The 23,472-nt window shown below is 56.4% G+C and carries 27 protein-coding genes; 8 read left to right on the top strand and 19 right to left on the bottom strand.

Annotated features, from left to right (window positions below):
* Window positions 1-18: 18 nt before the first annotated feature.
* From ACVDG9_RS12840 to ACVDG9_RS12870, 7 genes are all read right to left on the bottom strand, one after another.
* Window positions 19-2,256, bottom strand: a complete 2,238-nt coding sequence (locus ACVDG9_RS12840) for a bifunctional diguanylate cyclase/phosphodiesterase (protein WP_447238145.1) — start codon at window positions 2,254-2,256, stop codon at window positions 19-21.
* Between the two features lie 7 nt (window positions 2,257-2,263).
* Window positions 2,264-3,865 carry a sensor histidine kinase gene (locus tag ACVDG9_RS12845; protein WP_447238146.1) on the bottom strand — a complete coding sequence of 534 codons (1,602 nt, stop codon included), beginning with the start codon at window positions 3,863-3,865 and terminating at the stop codon, window positions 2,264-2,266.
* A gap of 442 nt (window positions 3,866-4,307) precedes the next feature.
* A complete protein-coding gene (locus ACVDG9_RS12850) occupies window positions 4,308-5,084 on the bottom strand; it encodes a response regulator transcription factor (RefSeq protein ID WP_022998536.1) in 777 nt (258 codons plus the stop codon).
* A gap of 328 nt (window positions 5,085-5,412) precedes the next feature.
* The gene (locus ACVDG9_RS12855; protein WP_062488696.1) at window positions 5,413-6,759 is read right to left on the bottom strand and encodes a FliI/YscN family ATPase; all 1,347 of its coding nucleotides are present in this window, start codon (window positions 6,757-6,759) and stop codon (window positions 5,413-5,415) included.
* Window positions 6,728-7,519, bottom strand: a complete 792-nt coding sequence (locus ACVDG9_RS12860; protein WP_447238148.1) for a hypothetical protein — start codon at window positions 7,517-7,519, stop codon at window positions 6,728-6,730. The genes ACVDG9_RS12855 and ACVDG9_RS12860 overlap by 32 nt, the downstream gene beginning before the upstream one ends.
* Window positions 7,516-8,247, bottom strand: coding sequence for a flagellar basal-body rod protein FlgF (flgF, locus tag ACVDG9_RS12865; RefSeq protein WP_022998533.1), 732 nt, complete (start codon window positions 8,245-8,247; stop codon window positions 7,516-7,518). The genes ACVDG9_RS12860 and flgF overlap by 4 nt, the downstream gene beginning before the upstream one ends.
* A 3-nt stretch (window positions 8,248-8,250) precedes the next feature.
* A complete protein-coding gene (locus ACVDG9_RS12870) occupies window positions 8,251-9,039 on the bottom strand; it encodes a DUF1217 domain-containing protein (RefSeq protein WP_447238149.1) in 789 nt (262 codons plus the stop codon).
* Window positions 9,040-9,224: 185 nt separating this feature from the next.
* On the opposite strand from ACVDG9_RS12870, the gene motA reads away from it, so the two are divergent.
* From motA to ACVDG9_RS12910, 8 genes are all read left to right on the top strand, one after another.
* Window positions 9,225-10,121: a flagellar motor stator protein MotA gene (motA, locus tag ACVDG9_RS12875; RefSeq protein ID WP_447238150.1), complete on the top strand. Its 897-nt coding sequence runs from the start codon at window positions 9,225-9,227 to the stop codon at window positions 10,119-10,121.
* Between the two features lie 3 nt (window positions 10,122-10,124).
* Window positions 10,125-11,084 (top strand): flagellar motor switch protein FliM, encoded by a 960-nt coding sequence (locus ACVDG9_RS12880; protein WP_022998530.1) that lies wholly within the window; start codon window positions 10,125-10,127, stop codon window positions 11,082-11,084.
* The gene (locus ACVDG9_RS12885; protein ID WP_168686789.1) at window positions 11,065-11,634 is read left to right on the top strand and encodes a hypothetical protein; all 570 of its coding nucleotides are present in this window, start codon (window positions 11,065-11,067) and stop codon (window positions 11,632-11,634) included. Before ACVDG9_RS12880 ends, ACVDG9_RS12885 begins: the two co-directional genes overlap by 20 nt.
* Window positions 11,634-12,026, top strand: a complete 393-nt coding sequence (gene fliN / locus ACVDG9_RS12890) for a flagellar motor switch protein FliN (RefSeq protein WP_022998528.1) — start codon at window positions 11,634-11,636, stop codon at window positions 12,024-12,026. Before ACVDG9_RS12885 ends, fliN begins: the two co-directional genes overlap by 1 nt.
* 69 nt (window positions 12,027-12,095) lie before the next feature.
* Entirely contained in the window at window positions 12,096-13,160 is a 1,065-nt protein-coding gene (locus tag ACVDG9_RS12895; RefSeq protein ID WP_022998527.1) for a flagellar motor switch protein FliG, read from the top strand.
* Window positions 13,161-13,212: 52 nt separating this feature from the next.
* A complete protein-coding gene (gene flhB, locus ACVDG9_RS12900; protein ID WP_447238151.1) occupies window positions 13,213-14,286 on the top strand; it encodes a flagellar biosynthesis protein FlhB in 1,074 nt (357 codons plus the stop codon).
* A gap of 25 nt (window positions 14,287-14,311) precedes the next feature.
* On the top strand, window positions 14,312-14,758 hold the full coding sequence (locus ACVDG9_RS12905; RefSeq protein WP_022998525.1) for a BspJ family T4SS effector nucleomodulin: 447 nt from the start codon (window positions 14,312-14,314) through the stop codon (window positions 14,756-14,758).
* Window positions 14,759-14,987: 229 nt separating this feature from the next.
* Window positions 14,988-15,245, top strand: a complete 258-nt coding sequence (locus ACVDG9_RS12910) for a hypothetical protein (RefSeq protein WP_022998524.1) — start codon at window positions 14,988-14,990, stop codon at window positions 15,243-15,245.
* A 67-nt stretch (window positions 15,246-15,312) separates the two neighbouring features.
* On the opposite strand, the gene ACVDG9_RS12915 is transcribed toward ACVDG9_RS12910, so the two are convergent.
* The 12 genes from ACVDG9_RS12915 to ACVDG9_RS12970 all read right to left on the bottom strand — a co-directional run bounded on the left by ACVDG9_RS12915 (window position 15,313) and on the right by ACVDG9_RS12970 (window position 23,468).
* Window positions 15,313-15,507, bottom strand: coding sequence for a hypothetical protein (locus ACVDG9_RS12915; RefSeq protein WP_228868038.1), 195 nt, complete (start codon window positions 15,505-15,507; stop codon window positions 15,313-15,315).
* 201 nt (window positions 15,508-15,708) lie between these two features.
* Window positions 15,709-16,164, bottom strand: coding sequence for a hypothetical protein (locus ACVDG9_RS12920; protein ID WP_296603428.1), 456 nt, complete (start codon window positions 16,162-16,164; stop codon window positions 15,709-15,711).
* Complete coding sequence (locus ACVDG9_RS12925) at window positions 16,161-16,589, bottom strand: hypothetical protein (protein ID WP_022998521.1); 429 nt, start codon at window positions 16,587-16,589, stop codon at window positions 16,161-16,163. Before ACVDG9_RS12925 ends, ACVDG9_RS12920 begins: the two co-directional genes overlap by 4 nt.
* The gene (locus ACVDG9_RS12930) at window positions 16,589-17,011 is read right to left on the bottom strand and encodes a rod-binding protein (RefSeq protein ID WP_031268441.1); all 423 of its coding nucleotides are present in this window, start codon (window positions 17,009-17,011) and stop codon (window positions 16,589-16,591) included. The genes ACVDG9_RS12925 and ACVDG9_RS12930 overlap by 1 nt, the downstream gene beginning before the upstream one ends.
* A 179-nt stretch (window positions 17,012-17,190) precedes the next feature.
* A complete protein-coding gene (locus ACVDG9_RS12935) occupies window positions 17,191-17,571 on the bottom strand; it encodes a hypothetical protein (protein ID WP_055656561.1) in 381 nt (126 codons plus the stop codon).
* Between the two features lie 30 nt (window positions 17,572-17,601).
* The gene (fliR, locus tag ACVDG9_RS12940; RefSeq protein ID WP_022998518.1) at window positions 17,602-18,378 is read right to left on the bottom strand and encodes a flagellar biosynthesis protein FliR; all 777 of its coding nucleotides are present in this window, start codon (window positions 18,376-18,378) and stop codon (window positions 17,602-17,604) included.
* Window positions 18,375-20,465: a flagellar biosynthesis protein FlhA gene (flhA, locus tag ACVDG9_RS12945; RefSeq protein WP_055654445.1), complete on the bottom strand. Its 2,091-nt coding sequence runs from the start codon at window positions 20,463-20,465 to the stop codon at window positions 18,375-18,377. The genes fliR and flhA overlap by 4 nt, the downstream gene beginning before the upstream one ends.
* A gap of 388 nt (window positions 20,466-20,853) precedes the next feature.
* A complete protein-coding gene (gene fliQ, locus ACVDG9_RS12950) occupies window positions 20,854-21,120 on the bottom strand; it encodes a flagellar biosynthesis protein FliQ (protein WP_022998516.1) in 267 nt (88 codons plus the stop codon).
* Window positions 21,121-21,134: 14 nt separating this feature from the next.
* Window positions 21,135-21,530: a flagellar hook assembly protein FlgD gene (flgD, locus tag ACVDG9_RS12955; RefSeq protein WP_022998515.1), complete on the bottom strand. Its 396-nt coding sequence runs from the start codon at window positions 21,528-21,530 to the stop codon at window positions 21,135-21,137.
* 11 nt (window positions 21,531-21,541) lie between these two features.
* Window positions 21,542-22,015, bottom strand: coding sequence for a flagellar biosynthesis repressor FlbT (gene flbT, locus ACVDG9_RS12960; protein WP_055654447.1), 474 nt, complete (start codon window positions 22,013-22,015; stop codon window positions 21,542-21,544).
* A 4-nt stretch (window positions 22,016-22,019) separates the two neighbouring features.
* On the bottom strand, window positions 22,020-22,370 hold the full coding sequence (gene flaF / locus ACVDG9_RS12965; RefSeq protein ID WP_022998513.1) for a flagellar biosynthesis regulator FlaF: 351 nt from the start codon (window positions 22,368-22,370) through the stop codon (window positions 22,020-22,022).
* Between the two features lie 51 nt (window positions 22,371-22,421).
* Window positions 22,422-23,468 (bottom strand): flagellar hook-associated family protein, encoded by a 1,047-nt coding sequence (locus tag ACVDG9_RS12970; protein ID WP_022998512.1) that lies wholly within the window; start codon window positions 23,466-23,468, stop codon window positions 22,422-22,424.
* Between the last annotated feature and the right edge of the window lie 4 nt (window positions 23,469-23,472).

Raw genomic sequence — 23,472 nt, forward strand, 5'->3', positions numbered from 1 at the left:
ACGGACGGATAAACTGTTTTATCCGAAGGCAACGCCTGGTTCGACGGCCTTCTGGATGAAACCGGACAGGTCATTGGTCGCCAGAGGCTTGGCGTAGAAATATCCTTGCAGGTAGTCGCAATGCAGCTCCTGCATGATATTTCTCTGGGCAACAGTCTCGACACCTTCTGCTGTAACGTTCAGATCCAGCGCCTGCGCAACGGCGATGATGGACTTCACGACAGCAAGCGCATCCGCATCCTGATCCATGTTCATGATAAAGCTTCGGTCGATCTTGATACCGTCAACCGGCAGCTTGCGCAGATAACTGAACGAGGAATACCCGGTGCCGAAATCGTCAATAACGACGCGCGCACCCTTGTCACGCAGCCACGTCAGGAAGGCCAGAGTCACCTGATCGTTGCTGAGGAACAGCCCTTCGGTCACCTCGAATACCAGGCGATCCAGCGGCAGTTCGGCGGCTGTCACAGCATCTTCGATGTCCTTGTAGATCCGGTTTGCCTGAACCTGCCTGGGAGACAGGTTCACATTCAACCGAACGTCATCGGAAATTCCGGTCAAGCTGCTGAACTCGGTAAAGGACGTCTTGAACATCCATGCGCCGATTTCGGTAATAAGACCACTGGCTTCGGCAGCTTCGATCATCCGAGCGGTATTCAGGAACGTTCCGCTCGGGGTACGGAACCGCATCAGGGCCTCGAAGGACGCAAGGCTCTCGTCCCGGGCGTGCATGATCGGCTGATAATTCAGCGAAAACTTCGTCTGGTTGGAACTACCGGTAAGCAGTGAAGCAAGCCGCAGGCGCTCAAAGGCTGCCTCCTGCATCAGCGGATGAAAAACCGCGTGGTTGGTCACCCCTTTCTGACGCACATCGTTAAGGGCGATGGAGGCAAAACGCACGAGTTCTTCCGCGCCCTGCGTCTCGGTGCCGGTGGATGCAAACCCCAGCCGCAGTCGAAGGGTAATCTGGTTGTCTTCGAGCGTTATCGGTTGCTGGAAAGCATCTTCGATCCGCGCAACCACATCCTGAATCGTATTTTCTTCACCGCCCTTCAGAAGGATAAGAAATTCGTCCTTTTCCTTCCTGGCAATGGTGAGCGCATCGGGGAAGGTCTGCGACAGGCGGTGGCCGGTCCGTTTCAAGACCGCGCCCGCCTTTTCGTCGCCGATCCCGTCGACAATGACGCGGAACCTTTGGATGTCGGAATGAACGACCAGCAGCTTGGCACCGTTGGCGGCGTGACGCTGAAAGGTTTCGATGAAACCGGAGAATGTCGACAACCCGGTCACGCGATCGACATAAGCAAGGTTGCGAATATGCTCCAAAAGGCTGGTCTTCTCGTAGCCAAGCGCGACGTTGGAAACAAACAACTGCACGACTTCCGACCCGACGAGCTCCTCCAGCAACTCCTCGGAAATACCGAGATAAAGCGCGCCTGTCATGCCGTTACGGGTGACAAGCGGAAGAGCAAGTCCTTTGGGCGACGCGCATGTTGCCTGTGTCTCGACGCATCTTGCCACGGCATTGCGGATCGCATCGTCACTGATGACGTCAACCGGCAGATCAATCTTGTCCTCGAAATTTCCCGTTGCCGCGAGCACACGGACGTTGGACTTGTCGAAGGACCCGTAGTCGGGAAGCGTCTCAAGACCACACAACAGGCTGTCGACAGGTTGTCCGACAAGAACCGTGAAATGCTTCAGGACTGCCGCAGCAAATTCACTCAGGGCGTTCTTTTCGACAATAGCTGCAAAATGCTCGTTTAACTGCTTGAGCTTCTTGCGGTTGGTCTCAAGCGACATGACAAGCTTGTAACCGCGCAGACCTGTTACGATGGCTGTAATCAGCTTGGTACGCGACAATTCGGCTTTTTCGGTGTAGCCATCGATGTCGAATTTCATGATCACGTCGGTCTGCGGTGCATACCCGGGTTGACCTGTACGCAGGATCAACCTCGTGAAATGATTGCCGAGTTCGGAACGGATCCAGCTCACAAGCCCGAGACCTGCCGTATCGCTTTCCATCACGACATCGACAAGCGCCACCGCGATATCGGGGTGTTTCAACAGGATCTGCCGGGCTTCCTGAGCCGACAGAGCATGCAAAAGTTCAAACGGACGATTTTCGAAGATGCATCCACCAACGGCGATCTTGGTGACTTCATGTACGTCGGGATCGTCATCGACAATCAGGATTTTCCAGGGCGCCTTCGTGATCTTCTTCACTTCCGGCTCGGACGGGGCAAGAAAGTCCATCACCATCTCAATGCACCTTCTGTCCGAGAGGCTTCCTGTTATCCTGAGCGGCCATGGCGGGGAATTCGATAATGAATTCCGTTCCCGACCCGACGCTGGAAGACACCGAGATGGTTCCGTTCAGGGCTTCGGTGACCAGCTGGTAACAAATCGCCATCCCTAAACCGGATCCTCCTTTGCCGAACTTCGTCGTGAAGAACGGCTCGAATACTTTTTTCAGATTCTTCTCCGGAATGCCTACACCGAAATCCTGGCATTTGAAGATAATCTTGCGTTCGTTCGAATTGTTTCGGTTCTTGTCCTTCGGGTGAACCACCTGGGAAGACAGCTTGATCAGACCTTCGCTTCGCCCTTCGTATCCGTGCTTGATAGCGTTTTCGACAAAATTCGAAACGAGCTGACTGACCGCGCCAGGATAGCTGTCGATGATTTCGTCCGCATGGAGATCAAGCTCGACCTTGAATGGCGTTTTCTTGAGCGTCGGCTGCAGTGTTGCAAGAGTTTCACGAATGATGTGGTCGAAATTGAAGGACCGCTTCTTCTCGCTCTGCCTGTCGACAGCCACCTGACGAAAGTTCCCGACGAGCTCGCGGGCCCGGCCGAGTGTCTTCTCGATGATATGCGCGGTATCGGAAATACGTTCGACTTCGTTTTCCAGGGCTTCCTTGCTCAGTTTCTGCTCTTCAAGTTCGGTGCGCAAGTAACCGGTTGAATCCTTGATGGTCGTGGCTGCCATCAACGCGTTTCCAAGAGGCGTGTTCAGCTCGTGCGAAACCCCGGCAACCAGCGCGCCAAGCGCGGCCAGATTATCTGCCTGGATAAGCTCTTCCTGCACCAACTTAAGCTGCTCCGTCCGGTGGGCGACCAAGTCCTCGAGATTAGTCTGGTACTCTTGAATTTTCTGCAAATCCAGATGCCGGCGCTGAACCATGGACTGGAGACTGGCGGCGAGAATACCGATTTCGTCCGCACGGCCAGGCATCAGTTCGGCCTTGGGTGGATCTTCGATCAGGCGCGGCGTGGAAAGGTATTCCACGATTGCCGAAAGCGGCTGACCGATCAGACGGCGAAAGACTGTTCTGATCACGATGGCGAGCAACAGCAGATAGACGATGATCGCGGTGACGATGAACCCGACAGTCGAAACGATTTCATAGGAAATCGTGTTGCGGTCGATGAGAATGAACACCTGCCCGATTGCATCCTTGTGCAAGATGGTGCTGGGCGAATTGAGTGTATAACTGAGAGCTTCGGCAGCGCGCGGCCCGGTAACAGGTTCACCGAAATTGCCTGTGTCCGGTGTTTCAACCCAGACTTTCTCGACAACTTCGAGACTTTCCAACCCGCGGATGAGCTGCAGGGTCGCGTCCGCATTGACTGTCCAGATGGCGCGTTCAAACGGGCGTTTGGTTGCCTGAAAGAAGGCCTCGGTCACACGAATGGCGCGTGCGTGAGAGGCGTCCCACGTGATCTTCGTGAGAATGCCGATGAATATGACGCCAAGAACAGCGAAAAGACCGAGCGTATAGAGAATGAATGTCCGGGACAGGCTGGAACGGCCCATCTCCTTGGGAGTATATGGCAACGACGTACTGCCGTTCAGTGTCAAGACGCCCACCTCAATTCACGGTGTCCGTTCCAGCTCATAAAACTCCGGCAGAACGCCGTTTTAAATGGCTTCCAGTCAAGGACGAAAACCGAACCGCCTTTGCGGACCGTCTCTTCAATACTTGATTCACAGACACATCTATATTGCCCCTCGCCCCATCAATGCGCCGCGCAGCGGAGATCATGTGATTAGAGCGTCAGTGTGTCGTATATTCTGGGTAGGTTTTCTAAATTTTCCATAAAAATCAATTGTAAATTGAAAGAGCCTTCTTTCCACAGCAAAACAGATAGTCTTGCATCTACAAAAAACCTGAATTCGACGAATTAGAGCGGCATCGCATCATGCAATTGTCTCCGGCAAAACTTTCATACCAGTCCGCTCGATCGTTGCCATTGCAAATTATTGTTCCTTGCAAGGTCTTCATATTCTGAGCTTATTCCGATCAGGCATTTACCACTGACAAAAACGGCTTGTTGGTGGTGGTGCGGGTGTCAACCGGAACCTCTACAGCGTGTGCGGTTGCTGGCGAGGCCTGAACTTGACGCCGGGTGTCTGCAACCTTCTGCTTGGTGGCCGTGGCGTCTTTCAGCATGTAGCCGATATAGCGCGTCGACTCGATTGCATCGTAGCCAAGCTTTTTCCGCAATTTCTTGCGCAGCTTGGAGATGTGGCTTTCCACGACACATTCATCCACGCCGTCGTTCATGACGCCGTAAACAGCATTGAAGATCTGTGTCTTGGTGACACGCCGTCCCTTGTTCTTGACGAGATATTCAAGAATGCGGCGTTCCCGGCGCGGCAGTTCCATGACGTCCCCACCGACGACTGGATCGCGACCGTCGAAGAAGACTTCGATGGCACCGGTGCCTGCTGAATTGTTCCGGGAAGTGATCCGGCGGCGGAAAGCTCCGACGCGGGCAATGATTTCCCGAACATGAACCGGCTTCTTCAGAACATCGTCCATACCTGCGGAAAACAGGTCGAGCGTGCTCTCAAGGTTGGCGGTATCTTCCAGAGCCACGATCTGGGCTTCCGGACACCGGCTTCGGATCGATGCAACGTAGCCGCATCTTTCTTCACACTCTCCCAGAAGGATGGCGTCAACCGAGCCCAGATCCTGTGCACAGGTGATTTCCAGCCAGTCAAGAAGTTCCGATGGATGAAGTTCCAGGGAGGCATAGCCTTCCCGGTCGAATGCCGAGGCATAGCCTGCGGTCACTATCTCTCTTGAGTCTACGATTATGAACATATCAGCCCCTTGGATTTTACCAATGTAGAATCCGTAATTTTGGAGCTTCACAAGGTCAACGTTTCTTCCCTAACTCGACAACTATTTCAGAATTTATAGTGGGGGAAGTTCTTATATCCACATAGAAAACTAAATAAAAAATCACGGACATTACCAATAAACTGAGAGAAAAATTTATTAAAATGCCGGGGACCGCGTTTTTTCGCAATCCTTAATAAGATGTAACACTGATATATACAAAAATCGCCGCCAGACAAGGCGGCAATTTCGTATTTATACTAGAGATGTGGAAAATGGTTTACGTATCGGCAGCTAAAGCCTGGGCCAGGTCTGCGAAGGGATCGGACGGTGCCACCTGGTCTGCGCGCTGTCTCAGCGCTTCGTAAATCTTGGGCACAAGTCTGCAGGCCTTTTCCAGTTTTTCGTCGCCCGCAGTCTGAAAACCGCCCATCAGGCGGAGATCCTTCGTATCTTCATAGTAGGATATCAGCCCCTTGATCCGATGGATAAGTTCCTGCTGATCCTGTGTCCAGGCCCGGTCGGCAAGCCGCGAGGTGGATTTCAATACGCTGACCGGCGGATAGTGGCCGGCCTCGGCAATCTGACGATCCAGTACGATGTGCCCATCCAGAAGACCACGAATTGCATCGGAAACCGGATCGTTGTGGTCGTCACCGTCAACAAGAACGGAAAAGATCCCTGTGATTGAGCCCTCGCCGCTGCTTCCAGGTCCGGCGCGTTCGATGAGGCGGGCAAGATCAGCAAAGACGCTTGGCGGAAACCCGCGGGCGACAGGAGGTTCCCCAGCCGCCAGCGCCACATCCCGTGCGGCATGGGCAAATCGGGTGGCGGAATCCAGAATGAGCAGCACCTTGTGACCTTGCGCACGAAAGTACTCGGCAACGCTCATGGCCGTCTTGGGGGCAAGCCGGCGCTGCATGGCGCTTTCATCGCCAGTCGAGGCGACAACAACGGAATGCGCCAAGGTCTCGCCCAGGATGTCATCAATGAACTCGCGCACTTCGCGGCCGCGTTCACCAACGAGACCGACCACAACCGTGTCAAAGTCCCCAAACCCGGCCAGCATGCCAAGAAGTGTGGATTTGCCAACGCCGGAACCAGCAAAAACGCCGACACGCTGTCCGACGCACAGTGGTGTGAACAGATCGATCACCCGCACACCGGTTCGAACCCCTTCGGAAATCTTGCTTCGGTTCATCGCCGGTGGCGGTGCGCGGTCAAGAAGAAACGCTTCCACACCATGGGCAAGCGGCCCTGCCCCATCAATCGGTTCACCAAGCGCATTCACGATCCGGCCGCGCCAGCTCATGTCCGGATGAATGGCAAGTCCGCCCATGACCGAAGCAACGCTGCCGATGCCAATGTCGGTCACGCGCTCCAATGGCTTGATTACCACGTCCTTCTGGTCAAGCCGGATGATCTCGCCCTGCCGGATGCCGGCCCGCCCTTCGAACTGCACCAGATCGCCCAGGCAAACCACGCGGGAAAGACCGGAGACGCGAATGGATTCGGAAGAAACCTGGGTCACACGTCCGCTGAGTTTGACGGGCCCGATCTCAGTTTCCAGGGCCGCCAAAGACGCGGAGATTTGATCAAGTGCGTTCAGATACGGAGCGTTCGGCATGGCGTTCCTGAAGAGCTTTCAAGACATCGAGAGGCAGATGGTTGGATTTGTGCGAAGCGAGACGGTCAAGGCCCTGCTGGTCAGGCATTACCGGCCCCGATGGCGTGGCACTATCTTGCATGTCGAGATAGGAAACGGATGAGGCATTACCCGAAGAAGACTTGTCGGGTGATGTCATTGTTTCCCCATCCGGCCCGGGAGCCGCACCAGTGCTGTTGATGAGATCCACAAGAGCAGTTGGCGGAGCGCCCTTGCGACCAGCCGATGCCACGGTTTCACCAAGTACGGCTGTGGCAGCAGCCTTATCGGCTTCAGTTGCAGTTGGCTCAACATCAGGCTTGCGCGCTGGCACAGGAACATCGCCTGCTGCCGCCGGTTCGCCGGCAGGAGCCGCTTCCGCAACTTCGACGGGCTGTGCCGTGACATTTTCTTGACCGCTGTTCAGGCGATCGCCGACTTCGTTATAGGCGAGCATGGCACCCAGCCCGACCGGCCCGCCGAGTGCGAAGCCGTAAAGAGCATTGCCGGCCTTGCGGGCGTTATCGGATATCTCGTCGTTCGTCACCGATCGATAGAGCTCCGCAATCCCCGGAATATGCTGCAAGGGATTGATCACGTCGATGAAGTCACCGAAGCTGAACGCAGAGTTTTCAGCCTTGGGCGAAATCCCGGGCCGCGCTGCCTTGACGGGCGAACCATCCATGACAGCATTGAGGTCCATCGGCTTGCCCACCGCCTGTGTTGCATCCACCGCCGTCATGAGGTTGCCCCCAGTTCGCGAATGGCCTTCTCCTGGCTTTCATTACTGGTATCGATCATCTTCGTCGCGCTCTCAAAGGCACGCGAGATCATGATCATCTTGGTCATTTCCCGGACGGGATTGATATTCGAGCCTTCGACATAACCTTGGCGAACGCCGTTTGTGTCATAGGTCTGCACGGGAATAACCGGCTTGTCGGGAATGACCGCCGAGTTTTCAGCACGCGTGAGCTGGGCATCGTCGGGGATCAGGAACAAACCGACCTGGCCGACAATTCCAACGTCGCCCTGGGAAATCTCACCCGACTGCGTGATCAAGGGTGTCCCGGCATCCGGATCGAGTGCAATCGGCTGCCCACCTGCTCCCAGGATCTGTTGTCCGGTCAAGGTACGCAAGGTTCCGTCATTGCCGATCTGCAAGCGCCCGTCCCGTGTATAGGACAGGTTGCCGTTGACATCGCGGATTGCAAACCAGGCTTCGCCTTCCACCGCGAGATCAAGCGGATTGTCGGTCTTGTTCAGACTGCCGTACTGCCGGGAAATGTATTTCTCGCCACCGGTGGAGAAACTGACCTTGTCCTGTGCTGCCTTTGAGACGAGCTCTGCGAACTTGACCTCGTCTGCCCGGTAGCCGGCTGTGTTCATGTTGGCAACGTTTCTGGCAACCGTTTCCAGCCGGTTCGAAAGTGCTACCTGCGCAGACAGCGCAACATAAAGAGCGGATTCCATGGATCAAAAGCCTCCGAGGCGGAAATTCTGGATGCTTGCCAACAGTCCCTCGCCCATCTGGATAACCCCTCGGCCATCGCCATAAAGAGCAAGTGTTGGCGACATGTTGCCGGACGGGCCGTTGGAAAGGTCATAGAGAGCCGAAAACCGGTTGAGGAATTTCGCCAGGTAGTCCGCATCTCCGAACTTGCTGAAATCCAGACGTTCTTCCAGATAGGCTGCCTGCTTGTCGATGTCGGTCATCGCAAATTCTTGCGGCAGGCCAAGGGAAGTATAAACGGCCTCGGCAAGCGCGCGGTCGGCCAGAACATCGTACGCGTTGGTGATATCGGGCGCACGGCGTTCGAAGTAGAGTGCCAGACGCACACCCTGATTTTGTTCACCCTCGCGCACTTCCAGTGTCTGCCGATGATACTTCTGTACAATCGCGTCCTGCGTCCGGGCAAAAGAAGTCGTCGTTTCGCCATACCGCTTGAAATTGAAGGTTTCAGCAAAATTCTTGTACTTGGTGTCGGCCAGCTGATTGGCGAAAGCGCCACGTTCGTCCGTGCCTTCTTCCAGCACTTTCCGAATAAATGCCTTCGCGTAGATCATGTCCTCCAGACCCATGGCAGTCATTGCGTAGTTGAAGATGCGATCATCAGCCAGGAATTCGTCGATGGACTTAATATTGCGGATGTTCTCGCGATAATATTCGGTCTGACGTTCGACCATAGGGTCCGCGGCGACCGTCTTCAGCGAGCGTTCCATATTGGTTCTGACCAGCTGAACCTGGCTCAATGTATTGATCATGGTTCTATCCCCATTGCGGGCCCATGGCGGGCAGGCTTTCGGGGAACACTCACTCGCAAACCTTACGCCAGGCTGACGGCCGAAGATGATTTTCAAAAGGCTTTCACGCGTCAGCTTCAGGCAAGTCTCGGCCTCTAGCGTCCTCCCAATCAGAGTTGCAATCCACACCAGTTGGGAGCTGTTAGGTGACTATTCTTATCGGCCTGATCATAGCAGGCGCGTCCCTTATAGGCGGCTTTGCCGCACTCGGAGGCAAGGTCTCCGTCCTCTGGCAGCCGTGGGAGCTCGTCATTATTCTTGGCGTCGCTATCGGTGCTTTTGTCGTTGCCAATCCAATGAAGGTAATCAGGGGAACCCTGGTTGCCGTGTCGGATGCGCTGCGCAACGCAGTTCCCAACAAGCGGGAATATCTCGACGTTCTGGCACTTCTTTACGGCCTGATGCGCGAGTTGCGCGCCAAGGGGCGTAACCAGGTCGAGCCGCACATTGAAGACCCGAATACTTCTCCGATTTTCCAGAAGTATCCGTCGGTCCTGCGCAATGCCAGCCTGACAACCTTCATCTGCGACTATTTCCGACTGATCATTGTCGGAAATGCCCGCGCTCACGAAATCGAAGCGCTGGTCGACGAAGAACTTCACACCATCCATCGCGACCAGATGAAGCCGTACCATGCCATGAGCAGCATCGCTGATGCATTGCCTGCCATGGGCATCATCGCGGCCGTGCTCGGTGTCATCAAGGCCATGGGCGCCATCGACCAGTCTCCTCAGCTGCTGGGCAGCCTGATTGGCGCGGCACTCGTGGGCACGTTTGTCGGCATCTTCTTCTCCTACTCGCTGTTCGGCCCGATCGCCTCCAAGATCCGCAACGTCCGCGAGTCCCGCCTTCGTACCTACATCGTCGTCAAGCAGACCCTGCTTGCCTTCATGAACGGTGCCGATCCGCAGATCGCCCTGGAGCATGGCCGCAAGACCATCTCCGACTACGACCGTCCAACCATCGACGAAGTTGAAAACGAGACGATGAGTGCCGGTGGCGCTGGTGCCGATAACGTCCAGGACCTGCAGGGAGCCGCCTAAGCCATGATCGAAGCAGCGACCGCAAGCTCCAATGCTTCCAGTTCCGAACGCGCGATGATCGCCGACAGACTGCTGGATGCCGCCGGAATTTCCGTTGACCGCCTTCCGATGCTTCCGGTGGTGTTCGACCGCATGGCCCGCCTGATGGCCGACGCCATGCGCCAGAAGTCACCCTCACCGTCCTACATTTCGGTGAGCTACGTTGAAAACAACCGCATCGGCGACGTACTCGACGAGTTCGAATCCAATGCTCTGGTGGCCGTGCTTTATTCTCCGGAATGGGACGCCCGTGTACTCGTCGGCTTCGACCGGGACTTCATCTTCACACTGGTGGATGTCCTGTTCGGTGCTGACGGGACCGAGCCTCCCATCGACGACGAGCGCCCCTTCTCGAACATCGAAACGCGAATCGCGCGCACCATGTTCGAGGTAGCCGCCAAGGCACTTGCCGAGAGCTTTGCCCCGATTGCCGAAACAACGCTGAAGATCGAGCGCATCGAAAGCCGCATGGACTTTGCGGTGGTTGGCCGGCGGAACAACCCGGCCGTGGTGGCCCGCCTGCTGCAACAGGCAATCGGGCGCGGCGGCGAAGTGTTCATCGTCATGCCGCACTCGACACTCAACCCGCTGCGGCAGCGCCTTTCCCAGGTTCTGTCCGGCGAGATGTCGAGCCGCGACAAACAGTGGACCCAGCATTTCCACAACGAGATCCAGCGCACCGAAGTCAAGCTGGAAGCCATTCTCGAAGAACGTGAAATGTCGCTCGGCGACCTTGCAAACCTCCGGGTCGGACAGGTCATCGAACTTCAGGCGACAGCCCGCTCTCCGGTCACACTCGCCTGCAACGACCAGCCCGTCTTCACCTGCCAGCTTGGACAGTTGAACGGATCCTACACGTTGCAGATCGAAGAGCTCATCCATGAGGAAGAAAAGGATTTGTTCGATGATCTCCGCAATCGTTGATGGCGTTCTCCTGCTCGCGCTTGTCGCGACCACGGTCCGGATGCTTTCCATGCACCGGGAGCTGCGCCGACTGGGCAGCTACCACGATGACTACCAGCGTATCTTCGATCAGACCGCCCTCGCGCTCGACGGCATCGAGGTCTCGATCCAGGAGATCAACGTCAAGGGTGCCCAGATCCTCAATGCGCTCGGCAACCGGATGGACGATGCTCGGGAGCTGATCGCGGAAATCGACGGTCTGACTCGTGAGGCAAAGCGCCAGCAGTCCGTGCTGCGCGCGGAGCTGAAGGAGCTCTCCAAGGCAACCGCCGTCCTGCATGACCCAAAACGCTTTGCGCCCGTTCGCGACGACATCGACATCTTCGCCGAAGACACGGCTGGCGAGCAGGCAGCTGGCGCCGCTGGTTCCGCTCAGTCCGGCGGGCGCAAGGAAACGACCATTCATCGCGGCCAGGTCCATCAACAGGCGCCCACGCGCGTCCACCGTATCGACAATTCGCTGCAAAGCCCGTTCCGCACGGTCTCCATGAACCAGAAGGATAAGATGTAATGTCCGAAACAATCATCGATCACATCGACGCTGAAAAAGGCCCGAAAACCCGCCCGGCCGATGCCGCGAGTTTCGCCAAGGTGGAATCACCGGAAAAGAACCAGAATGGCGATACCATCGGTGACGACCGAAATCTCGACACCATCCTCGGCATTCCCGTGAACATCCAGGTGGTTCTCGGATCTGCGACCATGCTGGTTTCCAACCTCCTTAAACTCGGTCGCGGCGCGGTCATTCCGCTCAATCATCGTGTCGGCGAACCGATCGACATCGTGGTCAACGGCCGTGTCATCGCCCGCGGAGAAGTCGTGGTCGTGGAAGACGACAACTCGCGCTTCGGCGTTTCGCTGACGGAGATCATGAGCGCCCAGGCCGGCGGTATGGATATCTGAGGTCGAATTTCTCCGGCCTCACATTCTCCGGTTTGCCCAAGGCTGTCTCCTTAGGATTGAAGTGACAAAATGATGAATTCCGCCAACGCCGCCGCAGCAACCGCTGCAAACCTGGCCAAGCCACCTGCTCCGCCTGCCCGCCGAATGAACGGTACACAGCGCGTGGCCGCTCTGCTGCTGTCGCTGGGCAAGACGAGTTCGCAGAAACTGCTCCGGCATTTCGATCAGGAAGAAATCCGGATGATCACCGTCTCCGCAGCTCAGCTCGGCACGGTGGCATCGGAAGAACTTGATCGGCTGGCCGAGGAATTCATCGAGCAGTTCTCACATGGCACGACGCTTTATGGTTCGGCCAACGAAGTGGAGAAAATGCTGGAAGGTGTCCTGCCGGACGATCAGCTTGCAGACATCATGTCGGACGTGCTCGGCAACTCCAACCGGTCCATCTGGGACCGATTGACCACGGTTTCCGAAACGGTGTTCGCAAACTATCTCCTGAAGGAACACCCGCAAACCGCAGCGCTGATCCTGACAAAGATAAAGCCGAGTGCTGCAGCAAAGGTTCTCGGCCAGATCAATAACCAGACGCGCAACTCTCTTGTCCGGCGCATGCTGTCGATCAAGGCGGTTGTACCGGAAATCATGCGCGACGTCGAAAAGACCATGCATGAGGATTTCATGCTCAACCTGTCGGGTACCCTGGAAGCCGACTCCCATGCTCGCATGGCGGACATTCTCAACAAGATGGACCGCGAGCACATGGAAGACGCTCTGGAGAACTTGAACGAGGTGAAACCGAAAACCGCAGAACTTCTGAAGGGGCTACTCTTTACCTTCGACGACATCACCAATCTCAACGCCCGGACCCGCATGGCGATTTTCGATCAGATCCCGACGGACCGGATCGTGCTGGCACTGAAGGGAACCAATGCCCAGTTCCGGGAAGTGATCCTGTCATCGCTGACATCACGCGCACGTCGTATCGCCGAACACGAACTTGCAGCCGGCGAACCGGCCGCTCAGCGCGACGTTCTGGATGCCCGCAGTGCGATCACCAACCTCGCGCTGGAAATGGCATCGCGTGGTGAAATCGAGCTGAATCCGAAGCAGGACGAAGGCGCATTCTTTGCGTAATCGTCTTTGCAAGCGGTTCGACGTGATCTGAGCCTGAACACCGGGTGGCTGGATGTCGGAAGAAGACAAGGATTCAAAAACAGAGGAACCGACCGAGAAAAAGATCAGCGATGCCATAGAAAAGGGCAACACCCCGGTCTCAAGGGAAGCCCCCGTTCTGGCAACATTTATCGCGACGCTCTTGATCGGCAGTTTCGTTGTTACATCGGCATCGAGTCAGCTCGTGCAAACGCTGACGCATCTTCTGGACCTTTCGGGAGGAGTGGATCTTGGAAACAGCGCCGACGCATTGTTGCTCTCCCATGCGGTGTCGATCGAGGTCATGGTCTTCCTCGCCCCGATTGTCGCACTGCTTGCCGTGTCCGGTCTTGCGTCCGCCTTTTTGCAGAACACGCCCAGCATCGTTTTTCACCGCATCAAGCCGGATGCCTCCAAGCTCTCGCTGGCGAAGGGCTGGAGCCGCATATTCGGAGCCCAGGGCCTTGTGGAGTTCCTCAAGGCAGTCTTCAAGTTCTCCACGGTCAGTGCCATCGTCTATGGCCAATTCCGGGCGAATGAAGCGGAACTGATCAACGCCATGTTCACAGATCCAAGCGCACTTCCCGAAGCGATCCTTCAGATATCGATGAAGCTGATCGCCGGCGTCTGCATCGTTACCATTCTACTGGTTACAGTCGACATTCTCTGGTCCCGCTCGCACTGGCGCAAGAACCTGCGCATGAGCAAGCAGGAGATCAAGGACGAGCACAAGCAGATGGAAGGCGACCCGATCGTCAAGGCCCGGCAACGCTCGCTCGCACGCGACCGGGCACGAAACCGCATGATGTCAGCCGTGCCGCAAGCAACCCTCATTGTTGCCAATCCGACACACTTCGCTGTTGCCTTGCGCTACGACGGGGACCAAAACCCTGCCCCGATTGTTATAGCTAAAGGGCAGGATCTGATTGCGCTGAAGATCAGGGAGATCGCCGAGGCGAACAATATTCCCGTGATCGAGGACCGGCAACTTGCACGGTCCCTCTACGCCGCTACAGAAGTTGAAAGGATGATCCCGCCGGAATTCTACAGAGCAGTTGCGGAAATCATTTGCTACGTGTACTCACGCCAGACCAAAACTGCTGTATAATTTAATGTATTTGGAGGTCCGGGGAATGCACGATATGCCTGAAGGCAACGGCACGAAACCGTCGCCACTGGAATGCGACCGGCAGCGCCAGGAAGCAATTGCCTCTGCTCTGACCGAATTTATCGAAGATCTGAAACTGGTAGATGTGGTCGACTTCGTCGCTTATATACGAACAGACCAGCACGGCAATATCGATGAATTGATCAAGACATCGGCCGAGCTCTTCTTCAAGGAAGGCTCCTTGCGCTATTCCATGGCCGCCCAGGCAGATGTCGAGTGGGAAACCACCCCGCGCATTTCCCTGGACCTGGAATTCTTCAACAAGGGTGTCTGGATCTATTTTACCGCCGTCCTCGCCTGGCCGGACAATGCAGTCAACGTTTCCTATGTCGAAGTGCCGGACGCCGGTGGCAACAAAGCGAAAGAAACGGAACTGCTGCTCGAGGCCCTGAAGGACGCTCGGTTGCGGTAGTTGCGTTTAAGGCATCCCAAATAATTTCCGGTTTGTCAGGCAGCTCGTCCGCACAGATGCGAACGATGTGCCGGCCCGCTATTTCGCCTGATGCATCGGCAACTTACCGAAATTCGCCAACTTGCTTCAATTCTGCCAGCCTAGCACCATATGCTGTTGGCCCTGCCGCGCGTTTCGGGTCTTCCGGACCTGGAAACTACCTGCAACTGAAACCAGAGAAACGGCGCGTATGAAGAAAATCCAGATCCCGGAGGATCCCGCCCACATGGTGACTGCAATCGTCGCCTACGCCGGGATCGCCAAACGCCTGCACGTGGAGCTCTCAAATCGGCCGATGGGTACGCAAGTGGATCTGGAAGCCATCAAGGCCGACTTGATTGCCGAAGCAAAAAGAGCGGTGCCGCATGGAGATTTCGCCAAAGACGAAATCGGTGTCTACAAGACCATCTTCCAGGCGATCGACACGATTTTCGATACCGATGGCTGAAATCGGCATTCGCTAAATGCCGCGAAACAAGCACCACGAATTTATATTGACCAGCTATTGCACCAATTCACTCTCCCAGAAGCGTCGACAAGCGCTCCATGATTTCGTGCAGGCTTTTTCCGGTTAGCCGCATTTCCCTCGCCTGCTCACCGTCTTCAACATCGGAATAAAGCAGGATTTCAACTGCGTTTTCCAAAACCTGGATATCATCGGAAGTCAGATCGATTGAGCCACTACTGCTCGATACCGTTATCGTCTTCATGGGCCTATCCTCCAAACCGTACCAGGCAAAGTCGCGCACTCTGCGCTCGGTCTATTCCGTAGGTTTTCCGAATAGTCCCGTTCCATCAAGCAGAAAACAGGCCGCGGTGAGGATCAAAAAAAAAGCGCCCAGCCGAAACTGGGCGCCAATTGCCTGGGAGGCAGCAGAAGAAGTTTTTCAGTACCAGACAAGGATCAGCGGCTAGTGCGTGATCACGTCTTCCTTGTCGAAATAGTTGAATTCCTCCACCAGGACGTCGTGCACCACGGGTCGGCCGAGACGAGCGTTGGTGGTTTTCTTGAGACGTTCGGTGAAAGCCTCCAGGTCGTAACGTTCCAGGCTACGGAAATCGAGGGTTTCATCCGAATAAAGTACCCGGAAGGCTTCATCCACCAGGAAAGGGTGTGGCGGCACAGGCAGGCGGCGCAATGTATCGCCATCCGCTGTGAAGACCATCTTGATCACCACATATCCCTGCAGCGTGCCATCAAACAGGATCGGCACGTTGACCGGGTTCACTGTCTCATAATCCAGCCCTACAAACGCCGGCTCATCGTCGCCGACCCTTTTCTGGGCTGCCAGATACTGCGTGGTGCCGTAACCGGACGCCAGCATGGTGGCAGACATCCAGAGGCCGGCAACGATGGACTTGATCATCGAGCCCTCTCCGGAAACGGTGCCTGGTACGTGCCGTCGGATTCATAGTCGATCATGGTTCTGGACATCATGCCGACAACTTCCGTCACCGCATTCATATGCAGTTGCAACAGGCCGACATTCTCATCGAGCACTTCCTTGAATTCGGCGATGTCTTCGCGCAGCTCCTCAGAATAAAACGCCGGCGGCACGAGTGTCCGAGCCCTGGACAGGTCAAGCAAAGCCTGGCTCTTGCCGTATTCGAAGATCTTCAGGTCCGCTGTCGGGTTTGCACGAAGCGCCCGGGTTTCCTCGCGCACAGCGCCGATTGCTCGGCGAACGGCGACCACAAGCGGCATGGATCGCACCGGATCGGGGGTGAATTCCTGAAGTGCGAGATCGGTCACGGCAACGTCCTGAAAGTCAACATCGTTGGCAGCGTCCATCAGGCTTTAACTCCCTTTTCAAGCGTATCTGAAATCAGGCCGGCGATACCGACACCGCCACTGGCGGCAAGCTGGTTTGCGACCTGTTCGGCAAGCATCGATTTCCAGATTTCCCCGGCGGTTCCGGACCCGAAGACCGCTTCGGAGTCATCCGGTAGCATTGTTTCGACGAACTGGCTGAGGATCATCGCCTCGAATTTCTCCGCAGGAGACTTTTGGGACGGTCCTTCGTAATTGGCGGTTCGAAAACTGCCTTCAGTGGCTCCTGCCCGGTTCGTCGCACCGGCATAGGCAAGTGCAAAGCCATCTCCCGAACCACCAGCGGAAATGGACCTGAGACGGTTCGTGGCGTCAGCAAGGTTCACCGGATCGGCAGCCTTGGACACATCCAGGATCAGATCTGAAGGAGGCGAAATCGCCATGCTGGGCTCCTCGAAAAACATAAGGTGCAAACAAGGCCCGGCAGGCGACAGGGCAAGGCAAGCAATACACTTGAACCGAACCTTGTTTGCATCCTCAGGAATAGCCTGCGCAGCTTGCGGGAGGCTTGCGTCTTCTTGCTGGACGGCGACGAATATGCCCCGTTCACGCCAAGTGGCTTTCACCCGTATCTGCGGTCGAGCAGGTCCATCAGGTCCCGTTCTTCTTCAGCACGCTGTTCCTCCCCACGCATCCTGGCGAGACGTTCAGCCATGAGTTTCAGCATCAACCGCTGGCGATCATATTCGGAGTTCACCTTTGCGCGTGCTTCGCTGAGCCGTGACATCTCCTCGATGATGCGTCTCAGCCGCTCGGCAGCGTTGGCGATGAACCTGTCGTGCTGTGCCAGGTCGCCATTCGAAAGGGCCAGCAGAATGCGTCTTTCCTTTTCGTTCAGCTGATAGACCTGAGCGTCAAGCTTCTGAAGTAGCCAGGATGAAAACAGGAAAATCTGCTTCTGCATCCGGAACAAACGTTCAATATCCTGACTTTTTCTTGCCATGGAACAGGAACCTTTCACGGTCAGGTTTGCCTAACCTATCTGGAGCCAAGTGAAGTAGCCGTCGAGGAAAATCATGATGGCCTCCGCGATGACGAGATAAAGAAAGTAGAGACCGCCCGCGATCACGAACGGCATGGAGATGAAGTAGACCGGGATCTGCGGTGTCAGCTTGTTGACGAGGCCGACGGCAAAGTTCACAACAACCGTGTAGACGATGAACGGGCTGCACACCCGCAATGCCAGGATGAAGGTTCGGCCCAACTGCTCGGCGAACTGCTCCAGGCTTGTTACGGCCGCCAGCGGCTGCCCGACCGGGATCGCTTCATAGGAGGCAGCCAGCCCGCGCAGGATTTCCCAATGCTGGTTGGTGATGAACACCATCGCCGTTGCCGTTACCGTGAAAAGGTTTGCGACAGGCGGCAGGGAATCCACGCCATCGATCGGCATGCCCGGCATGTTCGACAGGCCGATTGCCATGGACACCAGCGTCGTCAGCGTCTCCAGGGCCGCCAGAAAGATGCGTCCCAGAAAACCGATGAAGGCTCCGGTCAGCAACTCCGCCCCGATAAAGCCGGCAACAGTGCCGAGCTGCTCATCCGGCAGAGACGCCTGTACGCCTGGCGCCAACAGGGGCGACAAGGCCAACGCGACGGAAAGCGCGATGAACAGGCGAACATGCACCGGCACACGGTTGCTACCGAACCCCGGTATCACCATCAGGCACGCTCCTATTCGGCAAAACAACAGGAAGACCGCCAGAAGCAGCGAGGAGCTGAAGGTGCTGAAAAAGAGGCCGCCGGAAATCACGAGACGCTTCCGAGCGCGGAAACATCCACTCCGCGTGCGATTTCAAGATGCGACAGGACCGGCAAGGTCGGGAACATGCGCTCCACGATCATGCGTACGTATGGCCGGGCATCAGGTGCCGCTACCACCGCGAAGCGGCTGCCGTCCTTCATGTGTTTCTTGACCGCGTCGGACATTTGCGTGCCGAATTCCTCCACCAGTTGCGGCTCGATGTCGAACTCGATGACGTCGCCCTTCCCGTCCCGTTTCAGGGCATTGTGGAAGGCTAGATCCCATCGGTTTCCGAGACGCAGCACTTTCAGAGGGCCGCCTTCTGCAAGGTCGCCGCAAATCTGCTGGGCGATGCGCATTCGAACGTGCTCCACCACCTGCTCCGATCTGCGGACGTGTGGAACGATCTCGGCAACGGCTTCCAGGATCAGGTTGAGATTCCGGATCGAAACCCGTTCGGCCAGCAAAAGCTTGAGCACCGCTTGCAGACCGGAGAAAGACGTGTGCGCCGGACAGATATCGTCGAGAAGCTTCTGGTACTCCGGGTCCAGCCTGTCGAACAGCTTGCGCATATCCTTGTAGGACAAGAGCTGCGGCAGGTTGTTGCGGATCACTTCGCTCAGATGCGTGAGGATGACCGTGATGTTCTCGGCCGGCGTCATGCCGCGGCGTTTGAGTTCGTCCTTGTACGCAGGCGGCACCCAGTAGGCTGGCATCCCGAATGCAGGCTCACGCGTCTGGTCAGCCGGTACCGGCAGTGCCTCGTCATTGTTCGGAATGACCAGCAGTTCACCCACTTTCAGATGCTGCGAGGCAATGATGGTGCCGTGGATCTTGATCTGGTAGCTCTTCGGATCAAGCGTCAGACTGTCGGTGACCCGAATATCGGGCACGACAAAACCATACTGCTCGGCAAACTTCCGGCGCATCTTGGCAACGCGGCGAGACAGTTCACCGGTTCGCGTCAGCAGCTCGGCGGAAAGCTGCTTGCCAAGCACCAGTTCGACCTCAGCCGACTTGAGCGTTTCCTTGACGGAGTCCTTTTCCTCAAGCTTTGCCTGTTCCTCGGCTGCGCGTATCTTGTCGTCCTCGACCTTTTTCGCCGCTGCCAAACGCCTCGGAATGGCATAACCGATAAAGCCCATCAGGATCGCCAGCAGCAGGAACGGCAACATCGGCAGACCCGGCATCAACGCGAAGATGGCCATCAGGATAGCTGCGACGAACAGGGCACGCGGATAGCCGCCAAGCTGGCCGAGAACAGCCTTGTCGGTCGATCCTCTGGTGCCGCCCTTGGACACCAGCAGACCAGCCGCCAGCGAAACGATCAGCGCCGGGATCTGGGAGACGAGGCCATCGCCGACGGAGAGCTTGGTGAAAACGTCTGCCGCGTTGGAAACCGTCATGTCATAGCGGGTCACGCCAATGACAATGCCGCCAAGGATGTTCACAGCCGTGATGATCAGGCCGGCAATCGCGTCGCCGCGAACGAATTTGGAGGCACCATCCATGGCGCCGAAAAAGGAGCTTTCCTCTTCCAGTTCCTTGCGCCGACGCTGTGCTTCCTTGTCATCGATAAGGCCAGCGGAAAGATCCGCATCGATCGCCATCTGCTTGCCCGGGATCGCGTCCAGAGTGAAGCGTGCGCCAACTTCCGCAATACGGGTTGCGCCCTTGGTGATGACCATGAAGTTGACGATGACCAGGATCGCAAAAACAATCAGACCGATGACAAAGTCACCGCTCATCACGAATTGCGAAAAGCCGTTGATCACATAGCCTGCCGCATTCAGCCCTTCGTGGCCGTTGGCAAGGATCATGCGCGTTGTCGAGATATTGAGCGACAGTCGCAGCATGGTGGCGATCAGCAGGATCGTCGGGAAAGACGAGAAATCAAGCGGACGCTGGATCCAGAGCGAAACCATCAGGATCAAGACCGACAGCGCGATCGACATGGCCAGGCCGATATCGATCAGGAATGTCGGGATTGGCAGAAAAAGAACGGCCAGGATTAGGACGATGCCTATGGCAAAGCCGACGTCGCGGCGGCTGTCCGGCGCATTGCCGGCAGCCGGCGAAAGGGAGGTGTCTGTCATGCCTTCTCTCTGCTGCAGGTCTGATACCTGGCAACCTCGCCCTTGAAGCTTGCGCGAGGCTTTTTTGAAGAAGGATTTCAGGAGGGAAGTTCGGAAAAGGTTGAGCGCTCTGACCGACGATGGTCGCTCCAGGCTCTGAAGGGAGCCGCCTTCGCACTTGAAGCAAGTCGTGTTTCAAGGAGAAATGGATGCGAGAAACGCATCTACCTTGTCATCGCGGCAAAGGCCTGGATCCATTAGCTAAATGCGCCAAGGTGAAAGGTTTCGCCGACAATGCAAAGGATCTGATCCCGGCTTACAGCTTTCGCTGCAAACCAGGACGACAGATAAATTCAGGACCACCACGACGGCACCTGAAACCATGCAAGAATAGTCCTGCAGACCGTCGCTAGAACCCCGTTTCGATCCGATTGTAGATCAGGGTCGTCAACGAGTAGATCTGGCCGCCGATGAAAGGTCCGGCGACCACGATCATGACCAGGATCGCCACGATCTTCGGAATGAAGGTAAGAGTGATTTCCTGAACCTGGGTCAGGGCCTGCAGCAACGCAATTCCGATACCGACAATCATCGCCGGTACGATCGCGGGGGCAGATCCGACGAGGATCGTCCAGATTGCAGTCCGGACCAGGTCCAGGGCATCAACTTCATTCATGTCATTCCATCCGCTCAGGAAATGGTTACACCCGGTCCAAGCAGAACACCCTGACCGTTGTCGAGCGCGAGCACGGTGCCGTCGGAATAGACTTCAACCTTTTCCACGACACCCGTCGTGCCGTTGGCGTCGGTCACGGTCCGCCCGATAAGATCATCTACCTGACCGAACGAAAGGTTGGTCAGAAGCGTTTCCAGCTTGGCGTTCGTCTGAATAGACTGCTCAACTTGGCTGAAGCTTGCGAGCTGCGCGAGCTGTTCGGACGCGTCCATGGGATTGGTCGGATCCTGGTTCTGCATCTGAGCCATCATCAGATGCAGGAAGGTGTCGTAGTCGACAGTCAGCTGCTTCTGAGCGGATGCAGTCGAGGCAGCACCCTGGGTGGCGCTGACGCCTTCAACACTGGTCATCTAATCACTCCTTAAACAACGGCCAGCCTGGGGCCGTACTGAAAATTTTCTCTTGGCGCCGGCCGGGGGGCGGTCTGCCGGGTTTCCTGCGCGCGCTGGTTCTTTTCGGCCAGCATCAGGCTTGCCTCCAGCGGATAGAGTGCACGCACAACCTTCATTGCCTCGAACCACCGATCCGTTTTTGCCAGCTCCTCAACCTTGTCGAGATGCATCAGCACCTCCTTGTTCGAGAACGCCGACTTCACGGAACCAAGCACGAGATGGAACATGTCCTGAACCGCACCAGCGGCTGCCGGATCGATGATCATGGTCTGGAGAATGAAGTAGAGCTGGCGAAGCGGCGTCGTCGCCTCTTCTGGCTGAAGCACATGGGCTTCCAGCAGGAATACGGCATCATTCAGCAGTTCGATGTTGGTTTTCCGTTCGGCCCGGATCACCGCACCGTTGATGAACAGGCGTTCGCCCGCTTTCAAACCGATTTTCATGAGTTTAACCGTCCAGGCTGTCGCGGATGATGGAATTGATCTGGATGATGTCGGAGAAGTCCTCCTGCTCCCACTGGCGCAAGGATTCGACCTCTTTCAGGACCCAGATGCCGACAGAGATCAGATTGGCTCTCGTTTCGATCGGCAGTTCATTGGCGTCGTCCGCCAGGTGTTCCAGGAAGTAGCTCCACAGGCGCCGTGTGTAGAACAGCGCGTCGACGGCTTCGGGAGACTTGACGCCGCGCTCCTGGGCGACGTTGAGCTTGCCGATCACGATCGACATTGCCTCATGTTCGTTGAGCCGCTGGTCAGAGCAAAGATCGTCCATAACCTCAGCGTAAGACAAATTGTACATGGGCCCTCTCAAGGTTGGGTTTGATACGAAAAATCAGACATTCGGCCACGATCACAGGTAGTTGAGAATGCTCAGACCCTGCATGCGGGCCGTGACCGCATAGGTGGTCTCAAGCTGTGTCAGAGCCGTGTTGAGACGCACCGACGTTTCCTCCAGATTGACGTTTTCAAGGTCGTTGATGCGCCGGTTCAGGATGTCGGTTTGAACCTTCAACCGTTCACTCGCTAGCTTGACCTGCTCCTGCACATTGCCGAGCTTGCCCATCTGGCTGGTGACATCGGCAATACCGGTGCCGAGCTTCTCGATCGCCTTGTTGACCACCACCTTCCAGGTTTCGGGATCAAGGTCCTCGTTACCGAGGTCGGACATCATCGTGTAGGCCGCGGCCAGGTCTCTGAAGGCCTGCTCGTTTGCGCTGACGGAACTGGACACCGTTTCACTCGCCGAAATACGGCTGACCATCACGTTGCTGGACGCACTCGACCAGGACGTGCCCCAGGCCGGGTTCTGGAACATCGTCTCGAAGGCACCGTTTAGATAAGTGGACATGGCCGCAGGTGTGATGCCCGAAACGCCCGGGTTGGATTGCGCCATCCCGAACTCGGTCATGAACGCTGCATCGGCGGCCAATTTGTTCGGAGACGTCGGATCGGAATAATCCGCGAAAGGTTCCTGGTCCGTATTGATGCCGGCAAAGACGAAATTGCCGTTGAGCTGGGTGTTCAGACGGGACGTCAGAAGCTCCAGATTGCCGACGGCATCTGCCTTGACGATGTCCGAACTGCCGTTGTTCTCACGCAGGGCCACAAGGGTCGCCAGAAAGTCCTGCGCATCCGTCAGAATGTCGCCCATTGCCGCCTGGCTGACATCGAGCCGCGACGCGGTAAGCGCGTTGGTATCCATGATGCCATTGAGAAAATGAAACTCGGAACGAAGCGACACGCTTTCGCCGGTCTTGGTCCCAAGATCCAGGCCAACGTCGTATTTACGGCCGGAGGACAGCTCGATGCTGAGCTTCTGCACGAGGCTGGACTGGTTCTGGATCTGCCGGCGAGACGCATCGGCGAGTGTGATCGTGGAGATATAGGTGGTTTTCATAACT

Source organism: Roseibium sp. RP-7 (assembly GCF_053005225.1).

What these genes read in the sequence shown, in the direction of transcription:
- ACVDG9_RS12840 (WP_447238145.1), bottom strand. Translation starts at nt 2,256, where the DNA reads ATGGACTTTCTTGCCCCGTCCGAGCCGGAAGTGAAGAAGATCACGAAG.
- ACVDG9_RS12855 (WP_062488696.1), bottom strand. Translation starts at nt 6,759, where the DNA reads ATGCCGAACGCTCCGTATCTGAACGCACTTGATCAAATCTCCGCGTCT.
- ACVDG9_RS12860 (WP_447238148.1), bottom strand. Translation starts at nt 7,519, where the DNA reads ATGACGGCGGTGGATGCAACACAGGCGGTGGGCAAGCCGATGGACCTC.
- flgF (WP_022998533.1), bottom strand. Translation starts at nt 8,247, where the DNA reads ATGGAATCCGCTCTTTATGTTGCGCTGTCTGCGCAGGTAGCACTTTCG.
- ACVDG9_RS12870 (WP_447238149.1), bottom strand. Translation starts at nt 9,039, where the DNA reads ATGATCAATACATTGAGCCAGGTTCAGCTGGTCAGAACCAATATGGAA.
- ACVDG9_RS12880 (WP_022998530.1), top strand. Translation starts at nt 10,125, where the DNA reads ATGATCGAAGCAGCGACCGCAAGCTCCAATGCTTCCAGTTCCGAACGC.
- ACVDG9_RS12885 (WP_168686789.1), top strand. Translation starts at nt 11,065, where the DNA reads ATGATCTCCGCAATCGTTGATGGCGTTCTCCTGCTCGCGCTTGTCGCG.
- fliN (WP_022998528.1), top strand. Translation starts at nt 11,634, where the DNA reads ATGTCCGAAACAATCATCGATCACATCGACGCTGAAAAAGGCCCGAAA.
- ACVDG9_RS12895 (WP_022998527.1), top strand. Translation starts at nt 12,096, where the DNA reads ATGATGAATTCCGCCAACGCCGCCGCAGCAACCGCTGCAAACCTGGCC.
- flhB (WP_447238151.1), top strand. Translation starts at nt 13,213, where the DNA reads ATGTCGGAAGAAGACAAGGATTCAAAAACAGAGGAACCGACCGAGAAA.
- ACVDG9_RS12905 (WP_022998525.1), top strand. Translation starts at nt 14,312, where the DNA reads ATGCACGATATGCCTGAAGGCAACGGCACGAAACCGTCGCCACTGGAA.
- ACVDG9_RS12910 (WP_022998524.1), top strand. Translation starts at nt 14,988, where the DNA reads ATGAAGAAAATCCAGATCCCGGAGGATCCCGCCCACATGGTGACTGCA.
- ACVDG9_RS12915 (WP_228868038.1), bottom strand. Translation starts at nt 15,507, where the DNA reads ATGAAGACGATAACGGTATCGAGCAGTAGTGGCTCAATCGATCTGACT.
- ACVDG9_RS12920 (WP_296603428.1), bottom strand. Translation starts at nt 16,164, where the DNA reads ATGATCAAGTCCATCGTTGCCGGCCTCTGGATGTCTGCCACCATGCTG.
- ACVDG9_RS12925 (WP_022998521.1), bottom strand. Translation starts at nt 16,589, where the DNA reads ATGGACGCTGCCAACGATGTTGACTTTCAGGACGTTGCCGTGACCGAT.
- ACVDG9_RS12930 (WP_031268441.1), bottom strand. Translation starts at nt 17,011, where the DNA reads ATGGCGATTTCGCCTCCTTCAGATCTGATCCTGGATGTGTCCAAGGCT.
- ACVDG9_RS12935 (WP_055656561.1), bottom strand. Translation starts at nt 17,571, where the DNA reads ATGGCAAGAAAAAGTCAGGATATTGAACGTTTGTTCCGGATGCAGAAG.
- flhA (WP_055654445.1), bottom strand. Translation starts at nt 20,465, where the DNA reads ATGACAGACACCTCCCTTTCGCCGGCTGCCGGCAATGCGCCGGACAGC.
- fliQ (WP_022998516.1), bottom strand. Translation starts at nt 21,120, where the DNA reads ATGAATGAAGTTGATGCCCTGGACCTGGTCCGGACTGCAATCTGGACG.
- flgD (WP_022998515.1), bottom strand. Translation starts at nt 21,530, where the DNA reads ATGACCAGTGTTGAAGGCGTCAGCGCCACCCAGGGTGCTGCCTCGACT.
- flbT (WP_055654447.1), bottom strand. Translation starts at nt 22,015, where the DNA reads ATGAAAATCGGTTTGAAAGCGGGCGAACGCCTGTTCATCAACGGTGCG.
- flaF (WP_022998513.1), bottom strand. Translation starts at nt 22,370, where the DNA reads ATGTACAATTTGTCTTACGCTGAGGTTATGGACGATCTTTGCTCTGAC.
- ACVDG9_RS12970 (WP_022998512.1), bottom strand. Translation starts at nt 23,468, where the DNA reads ATGAAAACCACCTATATCTCCACGATCACACTCGCCGATGCGTCTCGC.